The 22420-nt window shown below is 67.1% G+C and carries 15 protein-coding genes and 8 tRNA genes; 8 read left to right on the top strand and 15 right to left on the bottom strand.

Translation table 11 applies throughout. The features are described from left to right. Window positions 1–48: 48 nt before the first annotated feature. The 3 genes from ACJ7IV_RS05175 to ACJ7IV_RS05165 form a co-directional block, all read right to left on the bottom strand. Window positions 49–124 (bottom strand) — tRNA-Glu (locus ACJ7IV_RS05175). A gap of 3 nt (window positions 125–127) precedes the next feature. Beyond that, window positions 128–202: transfer RNA gene (locus tag ACJ7IV_RS05170), tRNA-Gly, on the bottom strand. 24 nt (window positions 203–226) lie between these two features. Then, window positions 227–302 (bottom strand) — tRNA-Glu (locus ACJ7IV_RS05165). Window positions 303–428: 126 nt separating this feature from the next. On the opposite strand from ACJ7IV_RS05165, the gene ACJ7IV_RS05160 reads away from it, so the two are divergent. After that, window positions 429–505, top strand: a tRNA-Met gene (locus tag ACJ7IV_RS05160). Between the two features lie 89 nt (window positions 506–594). On the opposite strand, the gene ACJ7IV_RS05155 is transcribed toward ACJ7IV_RS05160, so the two are convergent. Continuing rightward, complete coding sequence (locus ACJ7IV_RS05155; protein WP_483866069.1) at window positions 595–1896, bottom strand: M18 family aminopeptidase; 1302 nt, start codon at window positions 1894–1896, stop codon at window positions 595–597. Window positions 1897–2028: 132 nt separating this feature from the next. Here ACJ7IV_RS05155 and ACJ7IV_RS05150 point away from each other — a divergent pair, with 132 nt between their 5' ends. Further along, window positions 2029–4101 (top strand): carboxy terminal-processing peptidase, encoded by a 2073-nt coding sequence (locus ACJ7IV_RS05150; RefSeq protein WP_483866068.1) that lies wholly within the window; start codon window positions 2029–2031, stop codon window positions 4099–4101. A gap of 161 nt (window positions 4102–4262) precedes the next feature. Here ACJ7IV_RS05150 and ACJ7IV_RS05145 read toward each other — a convergent pair. From ACJ7IV_RS05145 to ACJ7IV_RS05125, 5 genes are all read right to left on the bottom strand, one after another. Continuing rightward, a tRNA-Asn gene (locus ACJ7IV_RS05145) sits at window positions 4263–4338 on the bottom strand. Between the two features lie 28 nt (window positions 4339–4366). Continuing rightward, a tRNA-Asn gene (locus tag ACJ7IV_RS05140) sits at window positions 4367–4442 on the bottom strand. A 34-nt stretch (window positions 4443–4476) separates the two neighbouring features. After that, window positions 4477–4552: transfer RNA gene (locus ACJ7IV_RS05135), tRNA-Asn, on the bottom strand. Window positions 4553–4685: 133 nt separating this feature from the next. Next, window positions 4686–4762, bottom strand: a tRNA-Met gene (locus ACJ7IV_RS05130). Window positions 4763–4850: 88 nt separating this feature from the next. After that, window positions 4851–5816, bottom strand: a complete 966-nt coding sequence (locus ACJ7IV_RS05125; RefSeq protein WP_483866067.1) for a choline ABC transporter substrate-binding protein — start codon at window positions 5814–5816, stop codon at window positions 4851–4853. Between the two features lie 151 nt (window positions 5817–5967). On the opposite strand from ACJ7IV_RS05125, the gene betI reads away from it, so the two are divergent. From betI to ACJ7IV_RS05105, 4 genes are all read left to right on the top strand, one after another. Next, window positions 5968–6582 (top strand): transcriptional regulator BetI, encoded by a 615-nt coding sequence (betI, locus tag ACJ7IV_RS05120; RefSeq protein WP_483866066.1) that lies wholly within the window; start codon window positions 5968–5970, stop codon window positions 6580–6582. Continuing rightward, window positions 6582–8051, top strand: a complete 1470-nt coding sequence (gene betB / locus ACJ7IV_RS05115) for a betaine-aldehyde dehydrogenase (protein WP_483866065.1) — start codon at window positions 6582–6584, stop codon at window positions 8049–8051. The genes betI and betB overlap by 1 nt, the downstream gene beginning before the upstream one ends. Before the next feature lie 9 nt (window positions 8052–8060). Continuing rightward, window positions 8061–9755 (top strand): choline dehydrogenase, encoded by a 1695-nt coding sequence (gene betA, locus ACJ7IV_RS05110; RefSeq protein WP_483866064.1) that lies wholly within the window; start codon window positions 8061–8063, stop codon window positions 9753–9755. 263 nt (window positions 9756–10018) lie between these two features. Beyond that, window positions 10019–12466: an acyl-CoA dehydrogenase gene (locus ACJ7IV_RS05105; RefSeq protein WP_483866063.1), complete on the top strand. Its 2448-nt coding sequence runs from the start codon at window positions 10019–10021 to the stop codon at window positions 12464–12466. Between the two features lie 50 nt (window positions 12467–12516). Here ACJ7IV_RS05105 and ACJ7IV_RS05100 read toward each other — a convergent pair whose 3' ends face one another. From ACJ7IV_RS05100 to ACJ7IV_RS05085, 4 genes are all read right to left on the bottom strand, one after another. Next, window positions 12517–14451, bottom strand: coding sequence for an SLC13 family permease (locus ACJ7IV_RS05100; RefSeq protein ID WP_483866062.1), 1935 nt, complete (start codon window positions 14449–14451; stop codon window positions 12517–12519). A 64-nt stretch (window positions 14452–14515) separates the two neighbouring features. Beyond that, a complete protein-coding gene (locus ACJ7IV_RS05095; RefSeq protein ID WP_483866061.1) occupies window positions 14516–15319 on the bottom strand; it encodes an enoyl-CoA hydratase-related protein in 804 nt (267 codons plus the stop codon). After that, window positions 15316–17520 (bottom strand): acetate--CoA ligase family protein, encoded by a 2205-nt coding sequence (locus ACJ7IV_RS05090; RefSeq protein WP_483866060.1) that lies wholly within the window; start codon window positions 17518–17520, stop codon window positions 15316–15318. Before ACJ7IV_RS05090 ends, ACJ7IV_RS05095 begins: the two co-directional genes overlap by 4 nt. A gap of 97 nt (window positions 17521–17617) precedes the next feature. Next, window positions 17618–18418 carry an enoyl-CoA hydratase/isomerase family protein gene (locus tag ACJ7IV_RS05085; RefSeq protein ID WP_483866059.1) on the bottom strand — a complete coding sequence of 267 codons (801 nt, stop codon included), beginning with the start codon at window positions 18416–18418 and terminating at the stop codon, window positions 17618–17620. 268 nt (window positions 18419–18686) lie between these two features. Here ACJ7IV_RS05085 and ACJ7IV_RS05080 point away from each other — a divergent pair, with 268 nt between their 5' ends. Then, window positions 18687–19604, top strand: coding sequence for a MurR/RpiR family transcriptional regulator (locus ACJ7IV_RS05080; protein ID WP_483866058.1), 918 nt, complete (start codon window positions 18687–18689; stop codon window positions 19602–19604). Window positions 19605–19859: 255 nt separating this feature from the next. On the opposite strand, the gene ACJ7IV_RS05075 is transcribed toward ACJ7IV_RS05080, so the two are convergent. Continuing rightward, a complete protein-coding gene (locus ACJ7IV_RS05075; protein ID WP_483866057.1) occupies window positions 19860–20837 on the bottom strand; it encodes an NADPH:quinone reductase in 978 nt (325 codons plus the stop codon). A gap of 80 nt (window positions 20838–20917) precedes the next feature. Then, window positions 20918–21496 (bottom strand): hypothetical protein, encoded by a 579-nt coding sequence (locus ACJ7IV_RS05070; protein ID WP_483866056.1) that lies wholly within the window; start codon window positions 21494–21496, stop codon window positions 20918–20920. Between the two features lie 146 nt (window positions 21497–21642). On the opposite strand from ACJ7IV_RS05070, the gene ACJ7IV_RS05065 reads away from it, so the two are divergent. Further along, complete coding sequence (locus ACJ7IV_RS05065; protein WP_483866055.1) at window positions 21643–22392, top strand: glycerophosphodiester phosphodiesterase family protein; 750 nt, start codon at window positions 21643–21645, stop codon at window positions 22390–22392. The last annotated feature ends 28 nt before the right edge of the window (window positions 22393–22420 follow it).

The raw sequence follows: 22420 nt of genomic DNA, 5'->3' as shown, positions 1-22420 counted from the left end.
TCTCTTTCAACCGGTACCCTCGACGACTCGCTGCTGCAGCCGAAGAAGTGGCGTCCCATAGGGGGTTCGAACCCCTGTTCCCGCCGTGAAAGGGCGGTGTCCTGGACCACTAGACGAATGGGACGCATGGAGCGGGAAACGAGATTCGAACTCGCGACCCTCGCCTTGGCAAGGCGATGCTCTACCACTGAGCTATTCCCGCACTCCGGTTACCTGATGAGTCGAGTGGCGTCCCATAGGGGGTTCGAACCCCTGTTCCCGCCGTGAAAGGGCGGTGTCCTGGACCACTAGACGAATGGGACGCAATGTCTCGCCTCGTCGAGGTGGCGCGCATATTATCGAGCCCTCGGCAGGGTGTCAAGCCTTGGCATGCCTTCCATATCAGGCAGTTGACAGCCCGCCCCGCGGCAGATAGAGTACGCGCCGCTGGCTACGTAGCTCAGCTGGTTAGAGCACATCACTCATAATGATGGGGTCCCCTGTTCGAATCAGGGCGTAGCCACCAGCCAGACACCGAAAAGCCCGCCTGACATTGTCAGGCGGGCTTTTTTGGCTTCGGGCTTCGCGCAACAGGCAGCCGGCGCCCGACAGGGGTCAGGCCAGCTCGGCGCGATTGCAGAAGGCGGCCAGCACCCGCGTCAAGTAGGCCACGTCCTGACTGCCCGCGGTCTCGCGAATCGAGTGCATGGCCCACTGGGGCACCCCCACGTCCAGGGTCGGCACACCCAGCTCGGTGGCTGTGATCGGCCCGATGGTGCTGCCGCAACCCATGTCGGCGCGGGTCACGAAGCTCTGCACCGGCACCTCGGCCTCGCGACAGAGGTCGCGGAACAACGCCGCGGTAGCGCTGTTGGTGGCGTAACGCTGGCTGGCATTGACCTTGATCACCGGGCCCCCGTTGAGCGCCGGTCCATGCGCGGCATCGTGCTTGTCCTGGAAGTTGGGGTGCAGCGCATGGGCGTTGTCGCAGGAGATCATCCTGGAGGCCTGGATCAGGCGGATGAAGCCCTCCTCGCTGCCGTCGCCAAGCCGCTCGCTGATCCGACGCAGCACGTCCCCCAGGAAGGGCCCCTGGGCGCCGCAGGCGCTGGCGCTCCCCACCTCCTCATGGTCGTTGGCCACCAGCAATGCCCCTTGCCGGCCATCGCTGGCCAGCAGCGCCTCCAGGCCGATAAAGCAGGAGAGCAGGTTGTCGAGCCGGGCGCTGGCGATCAGTTCACCGTTGATCCCCACCCGTGCCGGGGGCTGCATGTCATGGAACCCCAGCTCGAAGTCGAGCAGCTCGACGTCGGCCAGGCCGTGCTGCTCGGCCATCCACGCCTTGAGCAGCTTTTCGAAATCGCCCAGCTCGCCACCCTGCAGCAGCACCGGCGCCATCTCGGTCTGGGCGTTCAGTGTACGCCCGTTGTTGGCCTCGCGGTCGAGATGGATGGCCAGGCTGGGAATGATCGCCACGGCGCGGTCGACATGCAGCAGCCGTCCCTCGAGACGCCCGTCGGGGTGGCGCACATGGACGCGTCCGGCGAGCCCGAGGTCGCGGTCGAACCAAGGGGCGAGCAGCGCCCCGCCGTAGACCTCGACGCCGAGCTGCAGCCAGCCGGCCGCGGCCTGGGCGGCATTGGGCTTGAGCCGCAGCCCGGGGCTGTCGGTGTGTGCGCCGATCATGCGTAGCGCCTCGAGCCTGCCTTCGGGGAGCCGCAGGGCGATGATCGACGAGTCGTTACGCGTCACGTAGACCCGCTCGCCGGGCGTCAGCGCCCAGGCCTCGCGCTCATCGAGGCGCCGGAAGCCGGCCTCCTCGAGGCGGGCGGCCATGTTGGCGGTGGCATGCCAGGGGGTAGGCGAGCGATGCAGGAAGTCGAGAAGCCGCTGGAGCAGATCGTCCTGAGACAACATGGGTTCCTCTGGGGGGTGGAGATGATGGGCGCAGCAGGTAAGCTGCTACAATGCATCCTCGGTCCGCGCAACTCACGGGCCGGATAGGGGTCAAGGGAAATGAGTGTACATCAAACCGGGAGTGCTTCATCGATGAGCCCGCTTGCCCATACGGGACGATCCATGGCCGTGCTGGCAGGCCTGCTGCTAGCCGCCGGCGTCGCCCTGGCACAGCCAGAACCCACCGACGCCCAGCGCCAGGTCGCCACCGAGATAGCAGAATCGCTGCGCTACGGCCACTACGCCGACGTCAGCCTGGACGACAGCTGGTCACGCCAGGCCTTCGAGCGCTATCTCGACGTTCTCGACGGCCAGCGTGCCTTCCTGACCGAACAGGACGTGGCGGAGTTCCTCCCGCTGGAAGAGCAGGTCGATGATGCCCTGATCGATGGCGAGCTATCCCCCTTCTTCGCGCTCTATCAGCGCTACCACGAGCGCGCCGAGGCACGCTTCGAATGGTTGCTGGCGCGCCTCGACGAGGGCCTCGACTTCACCTATGACGGCCAGAAGCGCCTGGAAGTGGACCGCGAGGATGTTCCCTGGGCGGAGGGCACCCAGGCCCTCGACGAGCTGTGGACCCGCCGCCTCAAGAACGCCGCCCTGACTCTGGCGATCAGCGACCAGGACGACGAGCAAATCGAGACCAATCTTCGCCAGCGTTACGAGGGCCAACTCAACCGCCTGCGCCAGACCAAGCCGGAAGATGTCTTCGGCCTGCTGATGGCCGCCGTCACCAGCACCATCGACCCCCACAGCGAGTACCTCTCCCCCCGCCAGGGGGAGTCCTTCGATATCCAGATGCGTCTGTCGCTGGAAGGCATCGGCGCCCTGCTCCAGGCCGACGGCGAATACGTCAAGGTATCGAGCCTGGTGCCCGGCGGGCCGGCGGAACGGGCCGGCGTGCTCGAGCCCGCCGACCGCATCGTCGGGGTCGGCCAGGAAGAGGGCGAGATGGTCAACGTGGTGGGCATGCGCCTGGACGAGGTGGTGGAACTGATCCGTGGCCCCAAGGGCTCGGTGGTCCGTCTCGACGTGGTACCCGCCCAGGCGGTGGACATGACCCGCTCCAAGGAGGTGCAGATCACCCGGGACACCGTGAAGCTCGAGGACCAGGCCGCCCAGAGCGAGGTGATCGAACTCGAGCGTGACGACGGCACCCACCGTGTCGGCGTGATCTCGGTCCCCACCTTCTACGTCGACTTCGACGCCTGGCAGGCCGGCGAGGAGGATTACCGCAGCACCACCCGCGACGTGGCCAAGGAGATCGAGTCTCTCCAGGAGCAGGGGATCGAGGGTATCGTGCTCGACCTGCGCAACAACGGTGGCGGCGCGCTGCAGGAGGCCAACTCGCTGATCGGGCTGTTCATCGACCGCGGGCCCACCGTCCAGGTGCGCGACGCCCGCGGGCGCATCAGCCTCTACGGCGATACCGAGACCGGCGCCGCCTACGACGGCCCGCTGGTGGTGCTGGTCAACCGCCTGTCGGCCTCCGCTTCGGAGATCTTCGCCGGCGCCATCCAGGACTACGGTCGCGGCCTGGTGGTGGGCACCCCCACCTTCGGCAAGGGCACGGTGCAGACCCTCAACGAGCTCAGCCACGGCGAGATCAAGCTGACCCGCGCCAAGTTCTACCGCATCTCCGGCGAGAGCACCCAGCACCGCGGTGTGGAGCCGGACATCATCTTCCCTAGCCTGATCGACCCCGAGCTGATCGGCGAGAGCAGCCTCGACAATGCCCTGGACTGGGACACCGTGCGCTCGGTGCAGTATCGCGAGTACGGCGAGCCGTGGCGCTTCCTGGAGTCGCTGCGCGACCGCCATCGCCAGCGCGCCGAGGCCCACCCCAACTTCCGCTATCTCGAGCAGCAGGCCGAGTTGAACCGCCGGATGCGTGAGGAGACCACCAGCCTCAGTCTCAACCGTGAGCTCCGCCAGGAGGAGGCCGAGGCTCAGGAGGCCGAACAGCTCGCCCTGGAGAACCAGCGCCGCGAGGCCCTGGGCCTGGAACCCCTGGAGGAGTGGATCGACGCCCGGGGCGAGGAAGAGGAGAGCGGCGAAGAACAGGAGGAGGAGCCGGTGGAGCAGGTGCAGGTGCAGGAAGCGGCCCAGATCCTGCTCGACTACGCCCAGCTGGAGAGCAACTTCCGCTTCGCCCACCGCGACTGAGTCGCCCCACCCTGCCGATACACGGCCGTCGCCCCCGGGCGGCGGCCTTTTGCATGGCGGCAGATTGCCGGCACCGCCAACGGACGGACACACGGAAACGCCGGGGCGTGGCCGGACGGGAGTCGCGATGCATGGGTGTGGCTAGTGCAGGGGGAAGAAGGTGGCTCCCGGAGCAGGACTCGAACCTGCGACCCAGTGATTAACAGTCACTTGCTCTACCAACTGAGCTATCCGGGAATGACCTGAGGTGGCGATGACGGGCGGTTGGCTCCTCGAGCAGGACTCGAACCTGCGACCCAGTGATTAACAGTCACTTGCTCTACCAACTGAGCTATCGAGGAATCACGCCGTATCGCTGTGTTGCTGGCGCCGTGTTGGCTCCCGGAGCAGGACTCGAACCTGCGACCCAGTGATTAACAGTCACTTGCTCTACCAACTGAGCTATCCGGGAACGGCGTCGAACACGGGGCGTAGTATACGGATCCGTCCGGCCAGGTCAAGGACCTCCATGATGATCCGTGTTCACCCCCATCAAAACGCACAGCGCCCGCGCGACGGTTGCCGGGCGGGCGCTGGGAGGATCCTGGTGGCTACGCCCTGATTCGAACAGGGGACCCCATCATTATGAGTGATGTGCTCTAACCAGCTGAGCTACGTAGCCTTTTCACAAGATTGCCCGACCTCGGCCGAGCAATGGAGACGCATTATGCACGCGGGCTCGCCGCTTGGCAAGCCCGGCGGCCATCTCCTCAGGAGTCGATATCGAGTGACTCGCGCACCGCGGCAAGGCCCGCCTCGCCATCGAGGGTCTCGACGCCCTCGAGCCACGCCTCGAGCACCTCGGGGTTGGCCTGCAGGTAGGCGCGGGCGGCGTCACGGGGATCCTCACCCTCGTCCATGATCTCGCCCATCAGCTGGTTCTCCATCTCGAGGGTGAACTCGAGGTTGGAAAGCAGGGTGCCGACGTTGCCGCACTCCTCGACGAAGCCGCTACGGGTGTTGGTATAGACCGTGGCACCGCCCAGGTCGGGGCCAAAGTAGTCGCCGGCACCCTCGAGATAGGCCATGTCGAAGTTGGTGTTCATCGGGTGGGGCTCCCAGCCCAGGAATACCATCCACTCCTCGTCCGGCACCCTGGCACCCAGTTCGGACAGCATGCCCGCCTCGCTGGAGTCGATCAGCTGCCAGTCCCCCAGGCCGAAGGCATCGTCGTCGATCATCTGCTGGATCAGCTGATTGCCGTCGTTGCCGGCCTCGATGCCGTGAATGGAGGAATCGAACTTCTCGGCATGCTCGGCGAGATCCTCTACCGAGGTGACCCCGGCATCGTGGACGTACTGCGGCACCGCCAGGGTGTACTTGGCGCCCTCGAGATTGGCACCCAACCGATCGACGCTGCCGTCCTCGACGTAGGGGTCGCTGATCGATGCCATGGAGGGCATCCAGTTGCCCAGGAAGATATCGAAGTCGCCATTCTTCATCCCCTGGTAGGCGATGGGCACGGAGACGGTGTCGATGCGGGTGTCATAGCCCAGCGCCTCGAGCACCTCGGTGGTCAGTGCGGTAGTGGCGGTGATATCGGTCCAGCCGACCTCGGCGAAGCGAAGCGTGCTGCAACTCTCGGACTCCTGGGCGAACAACGGGGTCGCGCCGAGGGCCAGGACAGTGGCGCCCAGGCCAAGGCTGAGGCGGCGATTCAGGGGAGATGCGCTCATGAAATATCCTCCGGTAAGGGGAGTTGAGTATTGTCGGCGTCTGCCACAATTTTATTGATTGAACGTTCAATAAAGAAATGGCAAGCTGTGCCTATCCTAACCGCACATACCGGTGTGGTGGCAAGTCACCCGGACAAGGGAGGGCTCAACGATGCCCAAGGTCGGAATGGAACCCATCCGCCGTCAGCAGCTGATCAAGGCGACCATGGCGGCCATCGATGAGGTCGGCCTGGCCGACACGACCGTGGCACGCATCGCGCGGCATGCCGGCGTCTCCGCCGGCATCATCAGCCACTACTTCGGCGGCAAGGATGGACTGCTCGAAGCCACCATGCGCCAGATCCTCACCGACCTGGGCGATGCCGTTGCTGCCTGCCGCCGCGAACTGCCGCATGACACCCCGCGGGCCCGATTGGAGGCGATCATCGAGGGCAACTTCGACCGCAGCCAGGTGACCGATCCTGTCGCCAAGACCTGGCTGGCTTTCTGGGCCAGCAGCATGCACAAGCCGCGCCTCGCCCGGCTGCAACAGGTCAACGACCGACGCCTCTATTCAAACTTGTGCGTCCAGTTCCGACGGCTGATGCCGCATGAGGAGGCACGCCTGGCGTCACGCACGCTGGCGGCAGTGATCGATGGCCTGTGGCTCCGCGGGGCGCTGACCCCGGAGGGCCTGGACGCCGACGGCGCGCGCCGCGCGGCACTCGCCACCCTCGACCGGCTACTTGCTGCCTCCGCTACCGACACCTCCCCAAGGAGAGACTAATGACCGACACGCCTAGCCTGCCTCTCTACATCGACGGCCGTCACACGGCCGCCACCTCCGGCGAGACCTTCTCGGTGGTCAACCCCTTCGACGGCTCGCGGCTTGCCGAGGTGCAGCAGGCGGCCGAGGCGGACGTGGATGCCGCCGTGGCCGCAGCCCGCAAGGGCCAGCGCGTCTGGGCGGCGATGTCCGGCATGGAGCGTGGCCGCATCCTGAACCGTGCCGTGGCACTCCTCAGGGAGCGCAATGACGAGCTCGCCGAACTCGAGACCCGCAACACCGGCAAGCCGATCAGCGAGACCGCTTCGGTGGACATCGCCACCGGCGCCGACGTGCTCGAGTACTATGCCGGCCTGGCAACGGCCATCGAGGGCAGCCAGATCCCGCTGCGCGAGGACTCCTTCGTCTACACCCGTCGCGAGCCGCTGGGGGTGATCGGTGCCATCGGCGCCTGGAACTACCCCATCCAGATCGCCTGCTGGAAGGCCGCCCCGGCACTCGCCGCCGGCAACGCGGTGGTCTTCAAACCCAGCGAGGTCACCCCGCTGACCACCATGAAACTGGCCGAGATCTTCACCGAGGCCGGCCTGCCCGACGGTGTGTTCAACGTCATCCACGGTGACGGTAGCGTCGGCGCTCTGATGACCGGTCACCCCGGCATCGACAAGATCTCCTTCACCGGCGAGGTGGGCACCGGCCGGAAGGTGATGGCCGCCGCCGGGGGCTCCACCCTCAAGGACGTCACCATGGAATTGGGCGGCAAGTCGCCGCTGATCGTCTTCGCTGATGCCGACCTCGACCGCGCTGCCGACGCCGCCATGATGGCCAACTTCTACTCCAGCGGGCAGATCTGCACCAACGGCACCCGGGTCTTCGTCGAGAGCGCCGTCAAGGAAGCCTTCGAGGCCAGGATCGCCGAGCGGGTGGCGCGCATCAGGGCCGGCGACCCCCTGGACCCCAGCGTCAACTTCGGCCCCCTGGTGAGCTTCGAGCACCAGGAGAAGGTGCTCTCCTATATCGCACTGGGCAAGCAGGAAGGCGCCAGGGTGCTGGCCGGCGGCGATGCCTGGAACCAGGGAGAAAAGGCGAACGGCGCCTGGGCGGCTCCCACGGTGTTCACCGACTGCAGCGACGAGATGCGCATCGTGCGCGAGGAGATCTTCGGCCCGGTGATGTCGATTCTCGCCTTCGAAGACGAGGAGGAGGTGATCCGCCGCGCCAACGACACCCACTACGGGCTGGCCGCCGGTGTCTTCACCGAGGGCCTCAACCGTGCCCATCGGATGATCCACCGCCTCGAGGCGGGCATCTGCTGGATCAACACCTGGGGCGAGTCCCCCGCCGAGATGCCGGTGGGCGGTTACAAGCAGTCGGGCGTGGGTCGCGAGAACGGCCTCGAAACCCTGGCCCACTACACCCAGACCAAGTCGGTGCAGGTGGAGATGGGCCCCTTCGAGTCGGTATTTTAAGGAGACCCCATGCCCCAGATCCGTGAATTCGACTACGTCATCATCGGCGCCGGCTCGGCCGGCAACGTGCTCGCCACCCGCCTCACCGAGGACTCGGACGTCTCGGTACTGCTGCTCGAGGCCGGCGGTCACGACCACCGCTTCGACTTCCGTACCCAGATGCCGGCGGCCCTGGCCTATCCACTGCAGGGCAAGCGCTACAACTGGGCCTTCGAGACCGACCCCGAGCCGCACATGAATGGCCGGCGCATGGAGTGCGGCCGTGGCAAGGGGCTGGGGGGCTCCTCCCTGATCAACGGCATGTGCTACATCCGCGGCAATGCCCTGGACTACGACCACTGGGCCGAGGCGCCGGGGCTTTCGGACTGGAGCTACGCCGACTGCCTGCCCTACTTCAGGAAGTCCGAGACCCGCGATATCGGCCCGAACGACTATCATGGCGGCGACGGGCCGGTGAGCGTGACCACCCCCAAGGAAGGCAACAACCCCCTCTACCACGCCTTTATCGAGGCTGGGGTCCAGGCCGGCTACCCGGAGACCGAGGACGTCAACGGCTACCAGCAGGAGGGCTTCGGCCCAATGGACCGTTTCGTCACCGCCAACGGGCGGCGCGCCTCCACCGCCCGTGGCTACCTCGACCAGGCGAAGCAGCGAGCGAACCTGACCATCGAGACCCGCGCCATCACCGACGTCATCGAGTTCGAGGGCAAGCGGGCGGTGGGCGTGCGCTACCGGCGCCGCGGCCAGGAGCAGCGGGTACGTGCCCGCCGCGAGGTGCTGCTGTGCGGCGGGGCGATCGCCTCGCCGCAGATCCTGCAGCGTTCCGGCGTGGGGCCCCGCGAGGTGCTCGACGAGTTCGGCATCGAGGCGGTGCACGTCAACGACAACGTCGGCGCCCACCTCCAGGATCACCTGGAGATGTACATCCAGTACGAATGCACCCAGCCGATCTCGCTTTACCCGGCATTGAAGTGGTGGAACCAGCCGAAGATCGGCGCCGAGTGGCTGTTCCTCGGCCGCGGCATCGGCGCCAGCAACCAGTTCGAGGCGGCGGGCTTCATCCGCTCCAATGACCAGGAGGCGTGGCCCAACCTGCAGTACCACTTCCTGCCCATCGCCATCAGCTACAACGGCAAGAGTGCAGTGCAGGCCCACGGCTTCCAGGCCCACGTGGGCTCCATGCGTTCCGAGAGCCGCGGCCGCATTCGGCTGACCTCACGGGACCCCGAGGCGGCGCCGAGCATCCTGTTCAACTACATGTCCACCGACAAGGACTGGCAGGAGTTCCGCGACGCCATCCGTCTGACCCGCGAGATCATCAATCAGCCCGCCTTCGACGCCTACCGCGGCCGGGAGATCTCGCCGGGGCCGGACGTGCAGTCCGACGCCGAGCTGGACGCCTTCGTGAAGGCGCATGCCGAGACCGCCTACCACCCCTGCGGCAGCTGCCGAATGGGCGAAGGTGACGACGCCGTGGTGGATGGCCAGGGTCGGGTGCACGGCGTGGCGGGACTGCGGGTGGTGGATGCCTCGCTGTTCCCGCAGATCCCCACCGGCAACCTCAACGCGCCGACCATCATGCTGGCCGAGAAGATCGCCGACCGCATCCGCGGCCGCGAGCCGCTGCCGAAGAGCGACGCTCCCTACTACGTGGCGGGCGACGCCCCCGCTCGCGGCGAGCCGCTGCGCCGCCTCGAGGCATAGCGCCGCCCCTCGCTGCCCCAACGCCCCGCCCTGCCCTGCAGCGCGGGGCGTTTTGCAAAAGACGATGCCGTTACCTGCGGCGAGAGCGAACTCCCCCTCCCCCCGATCAAGCCTAGCGCCGGGAAAGCCTTGAGCATGTAGGTCATGAGTGCCGAGGCCAAGATGTTTCGTGGGCACTGGCCGGTTGCAGCGATGTGGGCTAACCTGCAAGAATTCAAACATCTGTTCGAATCCTTGCGACTTACAACAACCGGAGTCTCTCCATGCTCACCTTGATCCTGCTGCTTGCGGCCATCGTCGGCCTGCTCGCGGTGATGCGCCGCGAGGCGGGCGCCCTGCCCGCCCTGGCGGTGCTCGCCGTCACCGGTCTGATAAGCCTGCTCGTCGCCTCCGCGGTGCTTGGCGTCATCCTGCTCGCCGCAGCCGCGGTCATCGCCGCGGCCGGCCTGCCTGCCCTGCGCGGCAAGTGGCTGACCCCGCGCCTCTTCGCCATGTTCAAGAAGGTCTCGCCGAAGGTCTCGGACACCGAGCGCACCGCGCTGGAGGCCGGCAGCGTGGCCTGGGACGGCGAGCTCTTCACCGGCAAGCCGAACTGGCAGGCGCTGCTGGACTATACGGACGATGGCCTTACCGAGGAGGAGCGCGCCTTCATCGACCACCAGTGCTCCGTGGCCGCCGGCATGTGCAACGCCTGGGATATCGCCAAGGAGCGTGCCGACCTGCCCCAGGAACTCTGGGACCACCTCAAGCAGGAGCGCTATTTCGGGATGATCATCCCGAAGGAGTACGGCGGCCTGGGTTTCTCCGCCAAGGCCCAGTCCCTGGTGCTGCAGAAGCTCTCCATCAACGAAACCCTGATGGTCACCGTGGGCGTGCCCAACTCCCTGGGCCCGGGGGAGCTGCTGCTCAAGTACGGCACCGACGAGCAGAAGAACCACTACCTGCCGCGCCTGGCCGACGGCCGCGAGATCCCCTGCTTCGGCCTCACCGGCCCCCGCGCCGGGTCTGACGCCACCTCGCTGCCCGACACCGGCGTGGTCTGCAAACAGGAGATCGAGGGCAAGGAGGTGCTCGGCGTGCGCCTCAACTTCGAGAAGCGCTGGATCACCCTGGCCCCCATCGCCACCGTGGTGGGCCTGGCCTTCCGCCTGTTCGACCCGGAGAAGCTGCTGGGCGACGAGGAGGACCGCGGCATCACCCTGGCGCTGATCCCCCGCGATACCGCGGGCATGGAGATCGGCCGTCGACACCACCCCATCGGCAGCCCCTTCCTGAACGGCCCGATCAGGGGCAAGGATGTCTTCGTGCCGATGGACACCATCATCGGGGGCGAGGCGATGATCGGCCAGGGCTGGCGGATGCTGGTGGAGTGCCTCTCGGTGGGCCGCTGCATCACCCTGCCCTCCGGCGCCACCGGCACCGCCCGCTACGCCATCGGCTGGAGCGGCGGCTTCGCCCGAATCCGCCGCCAGTTCAACGTGCCGGTGGCCGAGATGGAGGGGGTCCAGGAGCCCCTGGCCCGCATGACGGCGCTGGGCTATATCGCCCAGGCGGCGGTCTACCAGACCGCCAACACCATCGACCGCGGCGAGAAGCCGGCGGTGCCCTCGGCGATCCTCAAGAGCCAGCTCACCGAGTTCCAGCGGGTGATCCTCGGCGATGCCATGGATATCCACGGCGGCAAGGCGGTGACCCTGGGCCCGCGCAACTACTTAGGGATAGGCTACAGCGCCAATCCGGTGGCAATCACCGTGGAAGGCGCCAACATCATGACCCGCAACCTGATGATCTTCGGCCAGGGAGCGATCCGCTGCCATCCCTATGTGCTGGAGGAGCTGGCCGCCAAGGATGCCGACGATATCCAGGCCTTCGACCGCGCCTTCTTCGGCCACGCCGGCCTGATCTTCGGCAACGCCGCCCGCGCCTTTACCCAGGGGCTGGGCATCGGCAAGCCGGCGGTCCCCTTCGATGGCGAGGCGCAGCACTACGCCCAGGAGATCGCCCGCCTCTCCGCCGGCTTCGGGCTGTGCGCCGATGCCGCCATGGCGAGCCTCGGTGCCACCCTCAAGCTGCGCGAGATGCTCTCGGCACGCCTCGGCGACGTGCTGTCGAACCTCTACCTCGCCTCCATGGTGCTCAAGCAGTGGCACGAGGGGGACAAGGTGGAAGGCGAGGAGGCGCTGCTGCACTACAGCTGCCAGCTGCTGCTGGGCCGTGCCGAACAGGCCCTGGGCGAGCTGTTCGACAACCTGCCCAACCGGCTGCTCGCCGGCGTGCTGCGCCGGGTGGTGATGCCGCGCGGCAAACGCCTCAAGCGCCCCCACGACGACCTGGCCCGCAGCATCGCCCAGGCGGTCTCACGGGACAGCGCCCTGCGCGAGAAGCTGCTGGCCAATACCTGGAGCGCCGACGACGGCGAACAGGCGAACCCCCTGGCGCAGTACAACGCCCTGCTGGCCACCCAGGAGCGTGCCGAGACCCTCTACCGCACCGTCAACAAGGCCTACGCCAAGGGCGAGCTGCCTACCGAGGCCCTGCATCCGGAGCAGCGTGTGGAAGAAGCGGCCAGGGCCGGCATCATCAGCGAAGAGGATGCCGCCTTTATGCGCGAGCGCGAGGCCCAGGTGCTGGAACTGCTTACCGTGGACGACTTCGAGTACGATGCCTTCGTCACCGACAAGGCCAAGGTACTGCGCCACCACGCCGCCTGACAGTTCTCATCCCCGCCAACCCCACGCCCCGGCCATGTGCCGGGGCGTTTTCATAGCGGCCACACCAGCAAGATCATCGGAATGGCCACCGCCAGCACCACCAGGGAGAGCGGCAGGCCCAGTTTCCAGTAATCGCCGAAGCGGTAACCGCCGGGCCCCATCACGAGGGTGTTGGACTGGTGGCCGATGGGGGTCAGGAAGGCGCAGGAGGCGCTCACTGCCACCACCATCAGGAAGGGGTCCACCGAGGCATCGAAACCGGTTGCCAGGCTCGCCGCGATGGGCGCCATCAGCAGCGCCGCGGCGGCGTTGTTGACGATATTTGAAAGCACCATGGAGAGCAGGAAGAGCACCACCAGGGTGACCACCACCGGCCACTCGCTGCCCCAGGCGAGCATCGCCTCGGCGACCAGCGCCGCCCCGCCACTGGTTTCCAGCGCCTCGCCCACCGGGATCATCGCCCCGAGCAGCACGATCACCGGCCCATCGATGGCCTGGTAGCCCTCGCGTAGTGGCAGCACCCCGACCAGCAGCGAGACCAGTGCCGCCGTGGAGAGCGCTACCGCCGCCGGCAGCAGGTCGAAGAGCATGGTGAGGATGGCGATAGCGAAGATCGCGATGGAGACCAGCAGCATGCGGGGCTGGCCCAGGGTCAGGTTGCGGTTGGCCAGTGGCAGGCAGCCCAGGGTGGCCAGGCTCTCGGCCAGTTCGCTCTCGCCGCCCTGCAGCAACAGGACATCACCGGGGCGAAAGCGGATCTCGTGCAGGCGCTGCTTGAGGCGGCCGCCATCCCGGGCCACCGCCACCAGGTGCAGGCCGAACTGGTTGTGCAGGCGCAGCTGGGTAACGGTGCGATTGACCATCATGGAGTCGTTGCGCACCACCGCCTCGACCAGTTGCAGTCCCTCGGTGTCGACACCGCTCCTGTCCTCCTTTTCCTTCTCCTTCTTCTTTCGCTCCCTGACCTGGTCTTGCTCCTCGTCCATGTTGTCCGGCTCGCTGCTGTCGGTCGGCTGTCGGCCCTGCTCACCTGCCTCTGCCTGCTCCGCGTTGTCTGCTTCCCGCTCTTCTTCTTCCGCTTCCTGTTCCTCTTCCTCGGCTTCCTTGCCCAGGCGCAGGCCCGCCTTGTCCTCCAGCAGCTTCATCTCCTCGGGACCGGCCTCCATCAGCAGGATATCCCCCTCACGCAGGTTGCCGAAGAAGGCGTGACCCGCCCGACGCCTGTCGTCGCGCACCACGGCCAACACCGGGATGGTCTCCTCCAGCTCCTGCTGGAGTTCGCGCAGGCTCATGCCGTTGGCCTTGGAGTCTTCACCGACACGCAGTTCGACCAGGTAGTGGGCGGTATCGAACATCGCCTCCGTGGAGGCCTTGCCCGCCCGCTGTGGTACCAGCCGCCAGCCCAGCAGCAGGATGAAGGCAAACCCCGCCAGGGCCACCACCACGCCCACCGGCGAGAACGAGAACATGCCGAAGCTGTCGCCGGTGACGCTGCCACGGTAGCTGGCAATGATGATATTGGGTGGGGTGCCGATCAGGGTGGTCAGTCCACCCAGCAGCGAACCGAAGGCCAGCGGCATCAGCAGCAGCGACGGTGAGGCGTCGTGCTCACGGGCCAGGCGCATGGCCACCGGCAGCAGCAGGGCGAGGGCTCCGACGTTGTTCATGATGCCCGAGAGCACCACCACGGTGCCCACCAGCACCAGCAGCTGGAGGAAGAGTCGCTCCCCCACCTTGAGCACCTGCTCGGCGATGACATCCACCACCCCGGAGCGCTCGAAGCCGCGGCTCAGCACCAGCACCGCGGCCACGGTGATCACCGCCGGATGGCCAAAGCCCATGAAGGCCTCGTCGCCGGGCACCAGGCCCAGCATTACCGAACCGAGCAGCGCGGCCAGGGCCACCAGGTCGTAGCGGAAGCGGCCCCAGACGAAGGCGACCAGGGTCAGCCCGAGCACGATAAAGACCAGGGTGCTGTCGGCCATCGGTTCACCTCCCTGTGAGATCGGATGGCCCCAGCATCGCCAGGCCGGCGGATGGCGACAAGGATTATTTCGCCATCTTCTCCAGCATGGCGTTGACCGCCTCCAGGTGCTCGGGCTCGTTGTGGCACATGCCCTGAAACACCGCGCAGAGGTCGAGGAAGTCCTTGAGCTCGGTGCGCTGCGCCATCTTCATCAGCCGCTTGGTGAGACGCGTCGCCCTGGGCGGCTGGGCGGCGATGCGGCCGGCCAGCTCGCCCACCTTCTCCATCAGCGCCTCGGGCTCGGTCACCTCCAGCACGATGCCGTACTCCTTCGCCTCCTCGGCGTCGATCACCCGGCCCGAGAGCGTCAGCTCGAAGGCGCGCTGGTAGCCGATCAGGCGCTGCATGAACCAGGCGCCGCCGTCGCCGGGGATGATTCCCAGGTTGAGGAAGGTCTCTCCGAACTTCGCGCGGGAGGAGGCGATGCGGATATCCGCCATGTTGGCCAGGTCGAAGCCGGCGCCGATGGCCGGGCCGTTGACCGCGGCGATGATCGGCACCTCCACCTCGGCAAGCGCCAGCGGGATGCGCTGGATGCCGCGACGATAGCGCGCCGACACCTCGGCCACGTCGCCGGCGAAGTCGCCGCCGCGGCTGGCCATGTCCTTGACGTTGCCGCCGGCCGAGAAGGCGCTGCCGGCGCCGGTGATCACCAGCACCGAGACCTCGTCGCAGGCGTTGACCCATTGCGCCACGGCGATGATGTCATCGACCAGGGCCGTGCCGGTCAGGGCATTGCGCACATCGTGTCGGTCCAGGGTCAGGGTGGCCACCCGCCCCTCCAGGGTAAGGCGGGCATCGGTCAGCTGCGGCTGGTGCTGGCTCATGCGTCTGCGTCCTTGTCGTTGGGTTCGGCGTCACGGTCGACGATAACCCGGGCATCCACCACAGCATAGCCGTCGGCGTTGACGATCACCGGGTTGAGGTCGAGCTCGGCAAGTGCCGGGTAGGCCTCGACGATGCGCGATACCTTGAGCAGCAGGTCGACCAGCGAGGCCTTGTCCACCGCCTTCTCGCCGCGCACCCCACCGAGGATCTTCTTGGCCTTTATCTGCTCCACCATGGACTCGGCGTCGTGGCGCGAGAGCGGGATCGAGCGGAAGGCCACGTCCTCGAGGATCTCGACGAAGATGCCGCCGAGGCCGAACATCAGCACCGGGCCGAAGATGGGGTCGCGGATCACCCCGAGGATCACCTCCACCCCCTTCTTCGCCATGGGGGTGACCAGCACGCCCTCGATCTCGGCGCTGGCGTCGTACTCACGGCAGGAGGCGAGGATCGCCTCGCGGGCATCCCGCATCGCGGCCTCGCCCACCACGTTGAGCTTCACGCCACCGGCATCGGACTTGTGCAGGATGTCCTTGGAGACCACCTTCATGGCCAGCGGTGTCTCACCGCTCTCTCCAGCAAACCGACCGGCGGCGTCCGCCAGTTCCGCCTCGTTGCGCACAACCAGCTCCAGCGGTACCTCGATGCCGTGGTCGCGAAGCAGGCGCTTGGCCTCGTACTCGAAGAGGTCCCTGCCCTCCGCCTGGGCCTGCTGGAACATGGCGCTGAGCTCGGGGAGCGGCTCTACGCTGCGCTCGCGACTCTGGCGATGGTACTGGGCCAGATACTGGCCACGCTCGCCCAGCGCCGAGAGCACGCGCACCGCATGCTCGATGGAGGCGTAGACCGGCAGCCCCGCCTCGTGCAGGCGGCGCAGCGCCGGCGGCTTGACCGGGGTATACAGGCTGTAGATCACCAGCGGCTTCTCGGTGGCATTGGAGAGGTCCACCATCGCCTCGGCGCCACGCATCTCGTCACCTAGCAGCGACTCGGCGAAGCGCTGGCTGTAGCCGCCGAACATGCCCACCAGGAAGACGCTATCGACGTTGTCATCGGCGGCGACGATCTCCATGCAGGTGGCCAGCAGCGAGGGATTGGCGTCGGTGGAGCCGGCCACGTCCACCGGGTTGACGGTGGAGGCCTGGGGGAAGAGCACCTCGCGCAGTTTCGCCCGGGTCGCCTCGGAGAGCTCGGCCAGCTCCAGTCCGGCCTCGGTCAGGCGGTCGGAAGCGATGGTGGCCTGGCCACCGCCGTCAGAGACGACGGCCACCCGCTTGCCGCGCGCCTTCTGCAGCAGCCCCAGCCCCTCGGCCACGGGCAGGATCTCGTCGGACTGGTGGACCACGCTGACACCCGACTGCTTGAGCAGGTCGACCGTCATGGCGTAGCTGCCTGCCAGCGCCCCGGTGTGGGAGCTGGCCGCCTTCTGGCCCGCCGCGGTGGAGCCCGACTTGTAGACCACCACCGGCTTCATGGCGGCGACCTCGCGGGCCACCTCCAGGAACTTGCGCCCGTCGCGGAAGCCCTCCACGTAGAGGGTGGCGACGCGTGTGTGGTGGTCCTCGCCGAGGTAGCGCAGGTAGTCGTTGAAGCCGATGTCGCTCTGGTTGCCGGGGCCGACATAGGTGGAGAAGCCCACCTGGCCGTTGTGCTGCGCCTCCAGCGCCAGCGACAGCAGCATGTTGCCGGACTGCGAGATGATCCCCACGTCACCGGGCATGACGTTGTCCAGCGACAGCAGGTTGACCTTGTGGTGCAGGTTGAAGATGCCCGAGGTATTGGGGCCGATGATCCGCACGCCGTGGGCGCGCGCCTTATCCATCATCTCGCGCTCGAGCGCTGCGCCCTCCTCGCCGGTCTCGGCGAAGCCGCTGGCGAGTATCACCGCCCCCTTGATGCCGCGCCGGCCGCACTCGGCGATCAGCCCGGGTACCGAGGGTGCCGGGGTGCAGATCAGCGCCAGCTCGGGATTGCCGGGGATGGCGGTGACCGAGGGCCACGCCTTGACCCCGAGGATCATGTCGGCCTTGGGGTTGACCGGGTAGATCTCGCCCCGGTAGCCATCCTTGATCAGACCCACCATGGCCTTGTAGCCGCGCTTGGTGGGATCGGCGGAGGCGCCCACCACGGCGATGCCGCTGGGGGCCAGGATGTCGTGCAGCGGGCTGCGGGTGGGGAGGTGTCCTTCGATGGGATTCATATGCTGGCTGACCTTGCCCTCGGGGGCGAATGACGAGTTTGGTTCCGGCCCGGCGGTGGCCGGGCGATAGAGATTCGACGGTGTGTGGCGCCGTGTGTCAGCGGCCCTCGAAGCGCGGTGCGCGCTTCTCGGCGAAGGCGTCGATGCCCTCCTGCCAGTCCCGGGTCGTGCCGACGAACATCATGCCCTCAAGCTCGGCGGTCAGGCAGGCATCCAGGGTACGCTCGCCGGACATGGTCAGCTGCTCCTTGGCCAGCGCCATGGAGAACGGCGCCTTGCCGGCCACCTTCTCGGCAAATGCCAGGGCGGCGTCAAGAAAGTCCTCATCGGGATAGTGGCGATTGGCCAGGCCGATGCGTACCGCCTCGGGACCGTCGATGCGCTCCCCCAGGAAGACCAGTTCGCGAGCCTTGGCCAGGCCGACCAGGCGCGGCAACAGCCAGGTGACACCACCGCCCAGGAAGTTTCCGATGGAGACCTCGGGCAGGCCGATCTGGGCGCTGTCGGCCATCAGCAGGAAGTCGGCGGCGAGGGCGATCTCGGCCCCGGCACCCAGGGCGAAGCCATTCACCGCGGCAATCACCGGGGTCTTCATCTGCATCAGGCGTTTGCAAACGATCTGCTCACCCTGCAGGTACTGGCGGCGATCGAAGGCGGTGCGCCCGGCCTTGTGCTCCTTGAGGTCGGCGCCGACACAGAAGGCGCGACCCTCGCCGGTGATCACCACCACGCGCACCTCGGGATCCTGCTCGGCCACGGTCAGGGCATCATTGAGCTCGTCGTAGAGCTCCTGGGTCACGGCGTTGAGGCGATGGGGTCGGTTGAGGCGAATCTCCTGCACCTGCCCGTGGCGGCGAAGGATGAGGGTCTCGGGGTCTGACGAGGCAGCATGGCTCATGGTGTCGAAAGCGCTCCGGCATGTGGTGATCAAAAACGCGGCGATCAATAACGGGTGACGGACGTTTCCGCCACTGAAAACAAACGTGTCATTATCGATGGGTTTTCAGCACGCTTGTTTTGCCTGCATCCTAACCAAGGGCCGCCCCATGGTCAACACGTGCGTGCCACATGTATTGATTTACAGAAACGATTGTTTCACCACCATGCCGAACACATCGGTTACAATGCGCGCCCCTGCCTCATCCACGACCACTCAGGAGACCGCCGTGCTGGAAAACGATCGCCAAGACGACGCCCCGGTGGACGCCAGCCCGAGCCGCCTGGACGCGGTCAACCAGCAGCTCGCCGAGGCCTATCCCGAGCTCAGCCCACAGCTCAAGCTGGCCGCAGGCTACGTGCTGGAACACCCGGTGGAGATCGCCTTCCAGTCGATCCGTAAGTCGGCCTCGGCGGCCGCGGTCACCGCCTCGTCGCTGGTGCGCCTGGCCAAGCGCCTGGGCTTCGACAGCTATGAGCAGTTTCGTGAGGTGTTCCAGTCGGCGGTACAGGCCGGCCCGGTGGAGCTCTCAGGACGCGCCAGCCAGCTGCGCAGCCTGGCCAGCCAGACCGATGACCAGGTGTTCCTCGATGTGGGGGATGCCGCCTTCGACAATATCGGGCGGCTGTTTACCGCGGACAACCAGGCACGGGTGCGCGAGGCCGCCCGGCTGCTGCTGGGGGCCGACAGGATCGCCGTGGTGGGGTTTCGCGACACCTTCGCCTGCGCCTACCACTTCGCCTATGTGGGGCGCATCGCCATGCCCAATATCCAGCTGATCCGCGGCCAGGAGGGGGGGCTGCTTACCGAGCTTGCGCCCTTCGGCGAGGGGGACGTGGTGGTGGCCTTCGGTTTCGAGCCCTACTGCGCCGAGACCATGCGGGCTCTCGAGATCACCCGGGCGGCGGGGGTAAGTGCCATCGTCATCACCGACACCCTGCGCTCGCCGCTGGTGCCGGGGGCCACCATCACCTTCCCGGTCGCCAACGCCACGCCGCACTTCTTCCCGTCGATCCTCTCCGCCATCACCCTGGTGGAGACGCTTCTCGCCGAGTGTGTGGCCTTCGGCCCGGACGACCTGGTGGACAACGTGGCAAGCTTCGAGTCACGGATGCGGGCGATGGGCGCCTATGTGGAGAGCGGATAGCCACAAGGAGAAAGCCGCAAGCCATGAACAGGGCAACCGCAGTTAGCCATGCTGCGATAGCGAAAGGCGCCGGGGACAGGTCGGAGAGGGGGTCCGAGGACCAGGGACGGCCGAGGTAGCGTACAGGGAGGTATTCATAGCGCCCCCTCGAAGACCTGTCGCCGGGGAAGCCTTGAGCGGTGTCGCCATCTGCGATAGCACTTAAGCCGCAAGGGGTTCCCTTGCGGCTTGCTCCTTGTCACTGGCCGCAGGCCTTCAGGGAAGGAGGATGGTGGAGCCGGTGGTCTGGCGGCCCTGCAGGGCGTCCTGGGCCTTGCCCGCCTCGGCGAGCGGGTAACGGCTCGAGATATCGACCTTCACCTTGCCGCTCTCCAGCATCTCGAACAGCTCGGCGGCCATCGCTTCCAGGCGCTCGCGGGTGTCGGCATAGCCGTTGAGGCTGGGACGCGTGGTATAGAGCGAGCCCTTCTGGTTGAGGATCCCCAGGTTGACGCCTTCCACGGCGCCGGAGGCGTTGCCGAAGCTGACCATCAGCGAGCGTGGCTTGAGGCAGTCCAGGGAGGTCTCCCAGGTATCCTTGCCCACTGAGTCGTAAACCACGTCGCACATCGCGCCGTCGGTCAGCTCGCGCACCCGCTCGACCACATCCTCCTTGGTGTAATCGATGGTCGCCCAGGCGCCGTTCTTCTCGGCCAGCGCCGCCTTCTCCGGCGAGCTGACGGTGCCGATCAGCCTGACACCCAGCGCCCTGGCCCACTGGCAGGCGATGGAGCCCACCCCACCGGCGGCGGCGTGCCAGAGGATGGTCTCGCCGGCCTCGACCCGGTGGGTCTGACGCATCAGGTACTGCACGGTCAGGCCCTTGAGCATGCTCGCCGCGGCGGTCTCGAAGTCGATGCCGTCGGGCAGTACCACCACCTTGTCGGCGGGAAGGGTGTGCAGCTCGGCGTAGGCGCCCAGGGGGCCCTGGGCGTAGGCGACGCGATCGCCCACCTGGAGGTGGGCCACACCATCGCCCACGGCGTCGACCACGCCGGCCGCCTCGGTGCCCAGCCCGGAGGGGAGCGAGGGTGCCGGGTAGAGGCCGGTGCGGAAGTAGATGTCGATGAAGTTGAGGCCGACGGCACGGTTGGCGACCCTCACCTCGCCGGGGCCCGGCTCCGCCGGGGTGACGTCGACGAGTTCGAGGACCTCCGAGCCGCCGGTACGGGCAAACTGGATACGCTTGGCCATGAAGGTATTTCCTTGTGCTGCCTGCTGGATGAGCCCACCAGTCAAGCGCCATGGCCCGGCAGGGTCAAGTCACCCCGCCTTTACAGTGTGGCAGGAAAGGCCTCCAGGCCACGGATGAAACGCGCCTTGTAGTCATCGAACTGCTGGCGATCCTGCTTGAAGGACTGGATCACCGCCGCCTCGTCGAAGGTCAGTGCCCGGGGCAGGTCCTCGAGGGAGCTGGCCGGATGCCTGGGACCCAGCCCGATACGCAACCCGGCCTTGCCGTCCAGCCAGCGCGAGATGCCCGCCTCGCGAAAGCGTGCCTCCTGCTCGACGTCCCGGGCATCGACACGCAGGGGAGCCTTCTGCGCCAGCTCGGCGACCAACCGCTCGGCGGGTCTGTCCACGCCCGGCGGTTCCTGGTCGAGTTCGGCCAGCAGCATCACGGTCATGCTGCTGCCACGCTCGTCGAGCACCAGCAGCGCCAGTGCCACCGGGCGTGAATGATCATCCACCAGCGCCAGCACCCTGGCTGCCTCCTGCTCGATCAGTACCCCCAGGGTACCGGCGAAGGTCGCCAGCGGCCGCAGTCCCGCCTCATGGCCATAGGATTCGGCACACAGCCGGGCCAGACAGGCCTCGCGCTGGCCGGGATTCTTGATATGCACGACTCTCATCTCGCTCTCCTCGCATCGTGGGTACCGCTACCACCAGGGCCCAAAATCGCGCAGCCTACCATATCCAGGCCGGGGTGGATGGCGCTACGCTACCGGAAGGTTCCCCGCCGCCAGTGACGGCGCCTCGCTGACCAGGATGACGGCCCATGCCCCACCCCGACATTTCGCTCCCCCGCCTGATCGCCCACCGTGGCCTGTCCGCCCATGCCCCGGAGAATACCCTGGCCGCCGTGCGCGCCGCCCACGCCGCCGGCTGCATCTGGGTCGAGCTGGATGTGCAGCTGCTGGGCGATGGCACCCCGGTCATCTGGCACGATGCCGGGGTGCGCCGCTGCTCGGACGCCAGCGGCCGACTCACCGACCTGGACCTGCCCACGGCCCGCCAGCTCGATGTGGGGGCCTGGTTCGGCGACGCCTTCCGTGGCGAGCGCATCGCTACCCTGACCGAGATGCTCAAGCTGATCGACGAGTGCGGGATGGGACTCAACCTGGAACTCAAGGTCAACCGCGGGCGCAGTGCCGCGGCGCTTGTCGAGGAGGCGGTACCCGCCGCCCTCGATGCCCTGCCGCCGGAGCGGCTGATCGTCTCCTCCTTCAATGACGATGCCCTGGCCTGCGCCCGCGAACTAGCGCCCGCCTCACGGCTCGCGCTGGGTGTGCTCTTCGAGGGGATCGGCCGTGGCTGGCGGAGCCGCTGCACGGAGCTGGAGGCATTCAGCGTCCACGCCGACTGGCGTCGCCTGAGCCGGCGCGGGGCCACGGCGGTCAAGGATGACGGCTACGCCCTGCTCTGCTATACGCCCAACGACCCGGCAGCCTTCGCCCACCTGTGGCAGTGGGGCGTGGATGCCGCGATCAGCGACGATCCGAGCCGCTTCATCTCCCACCTGCCCTGACTCTGCACCGCGCTCCTCCAACACGACG

Source organism: Halomonas sp. C10-5, assembly GCF_057169305.1.
Note: the sequence above shows the minus strand (reverse complement) of the source record. Positions and strands in the feature narration are given on the sequence as shown.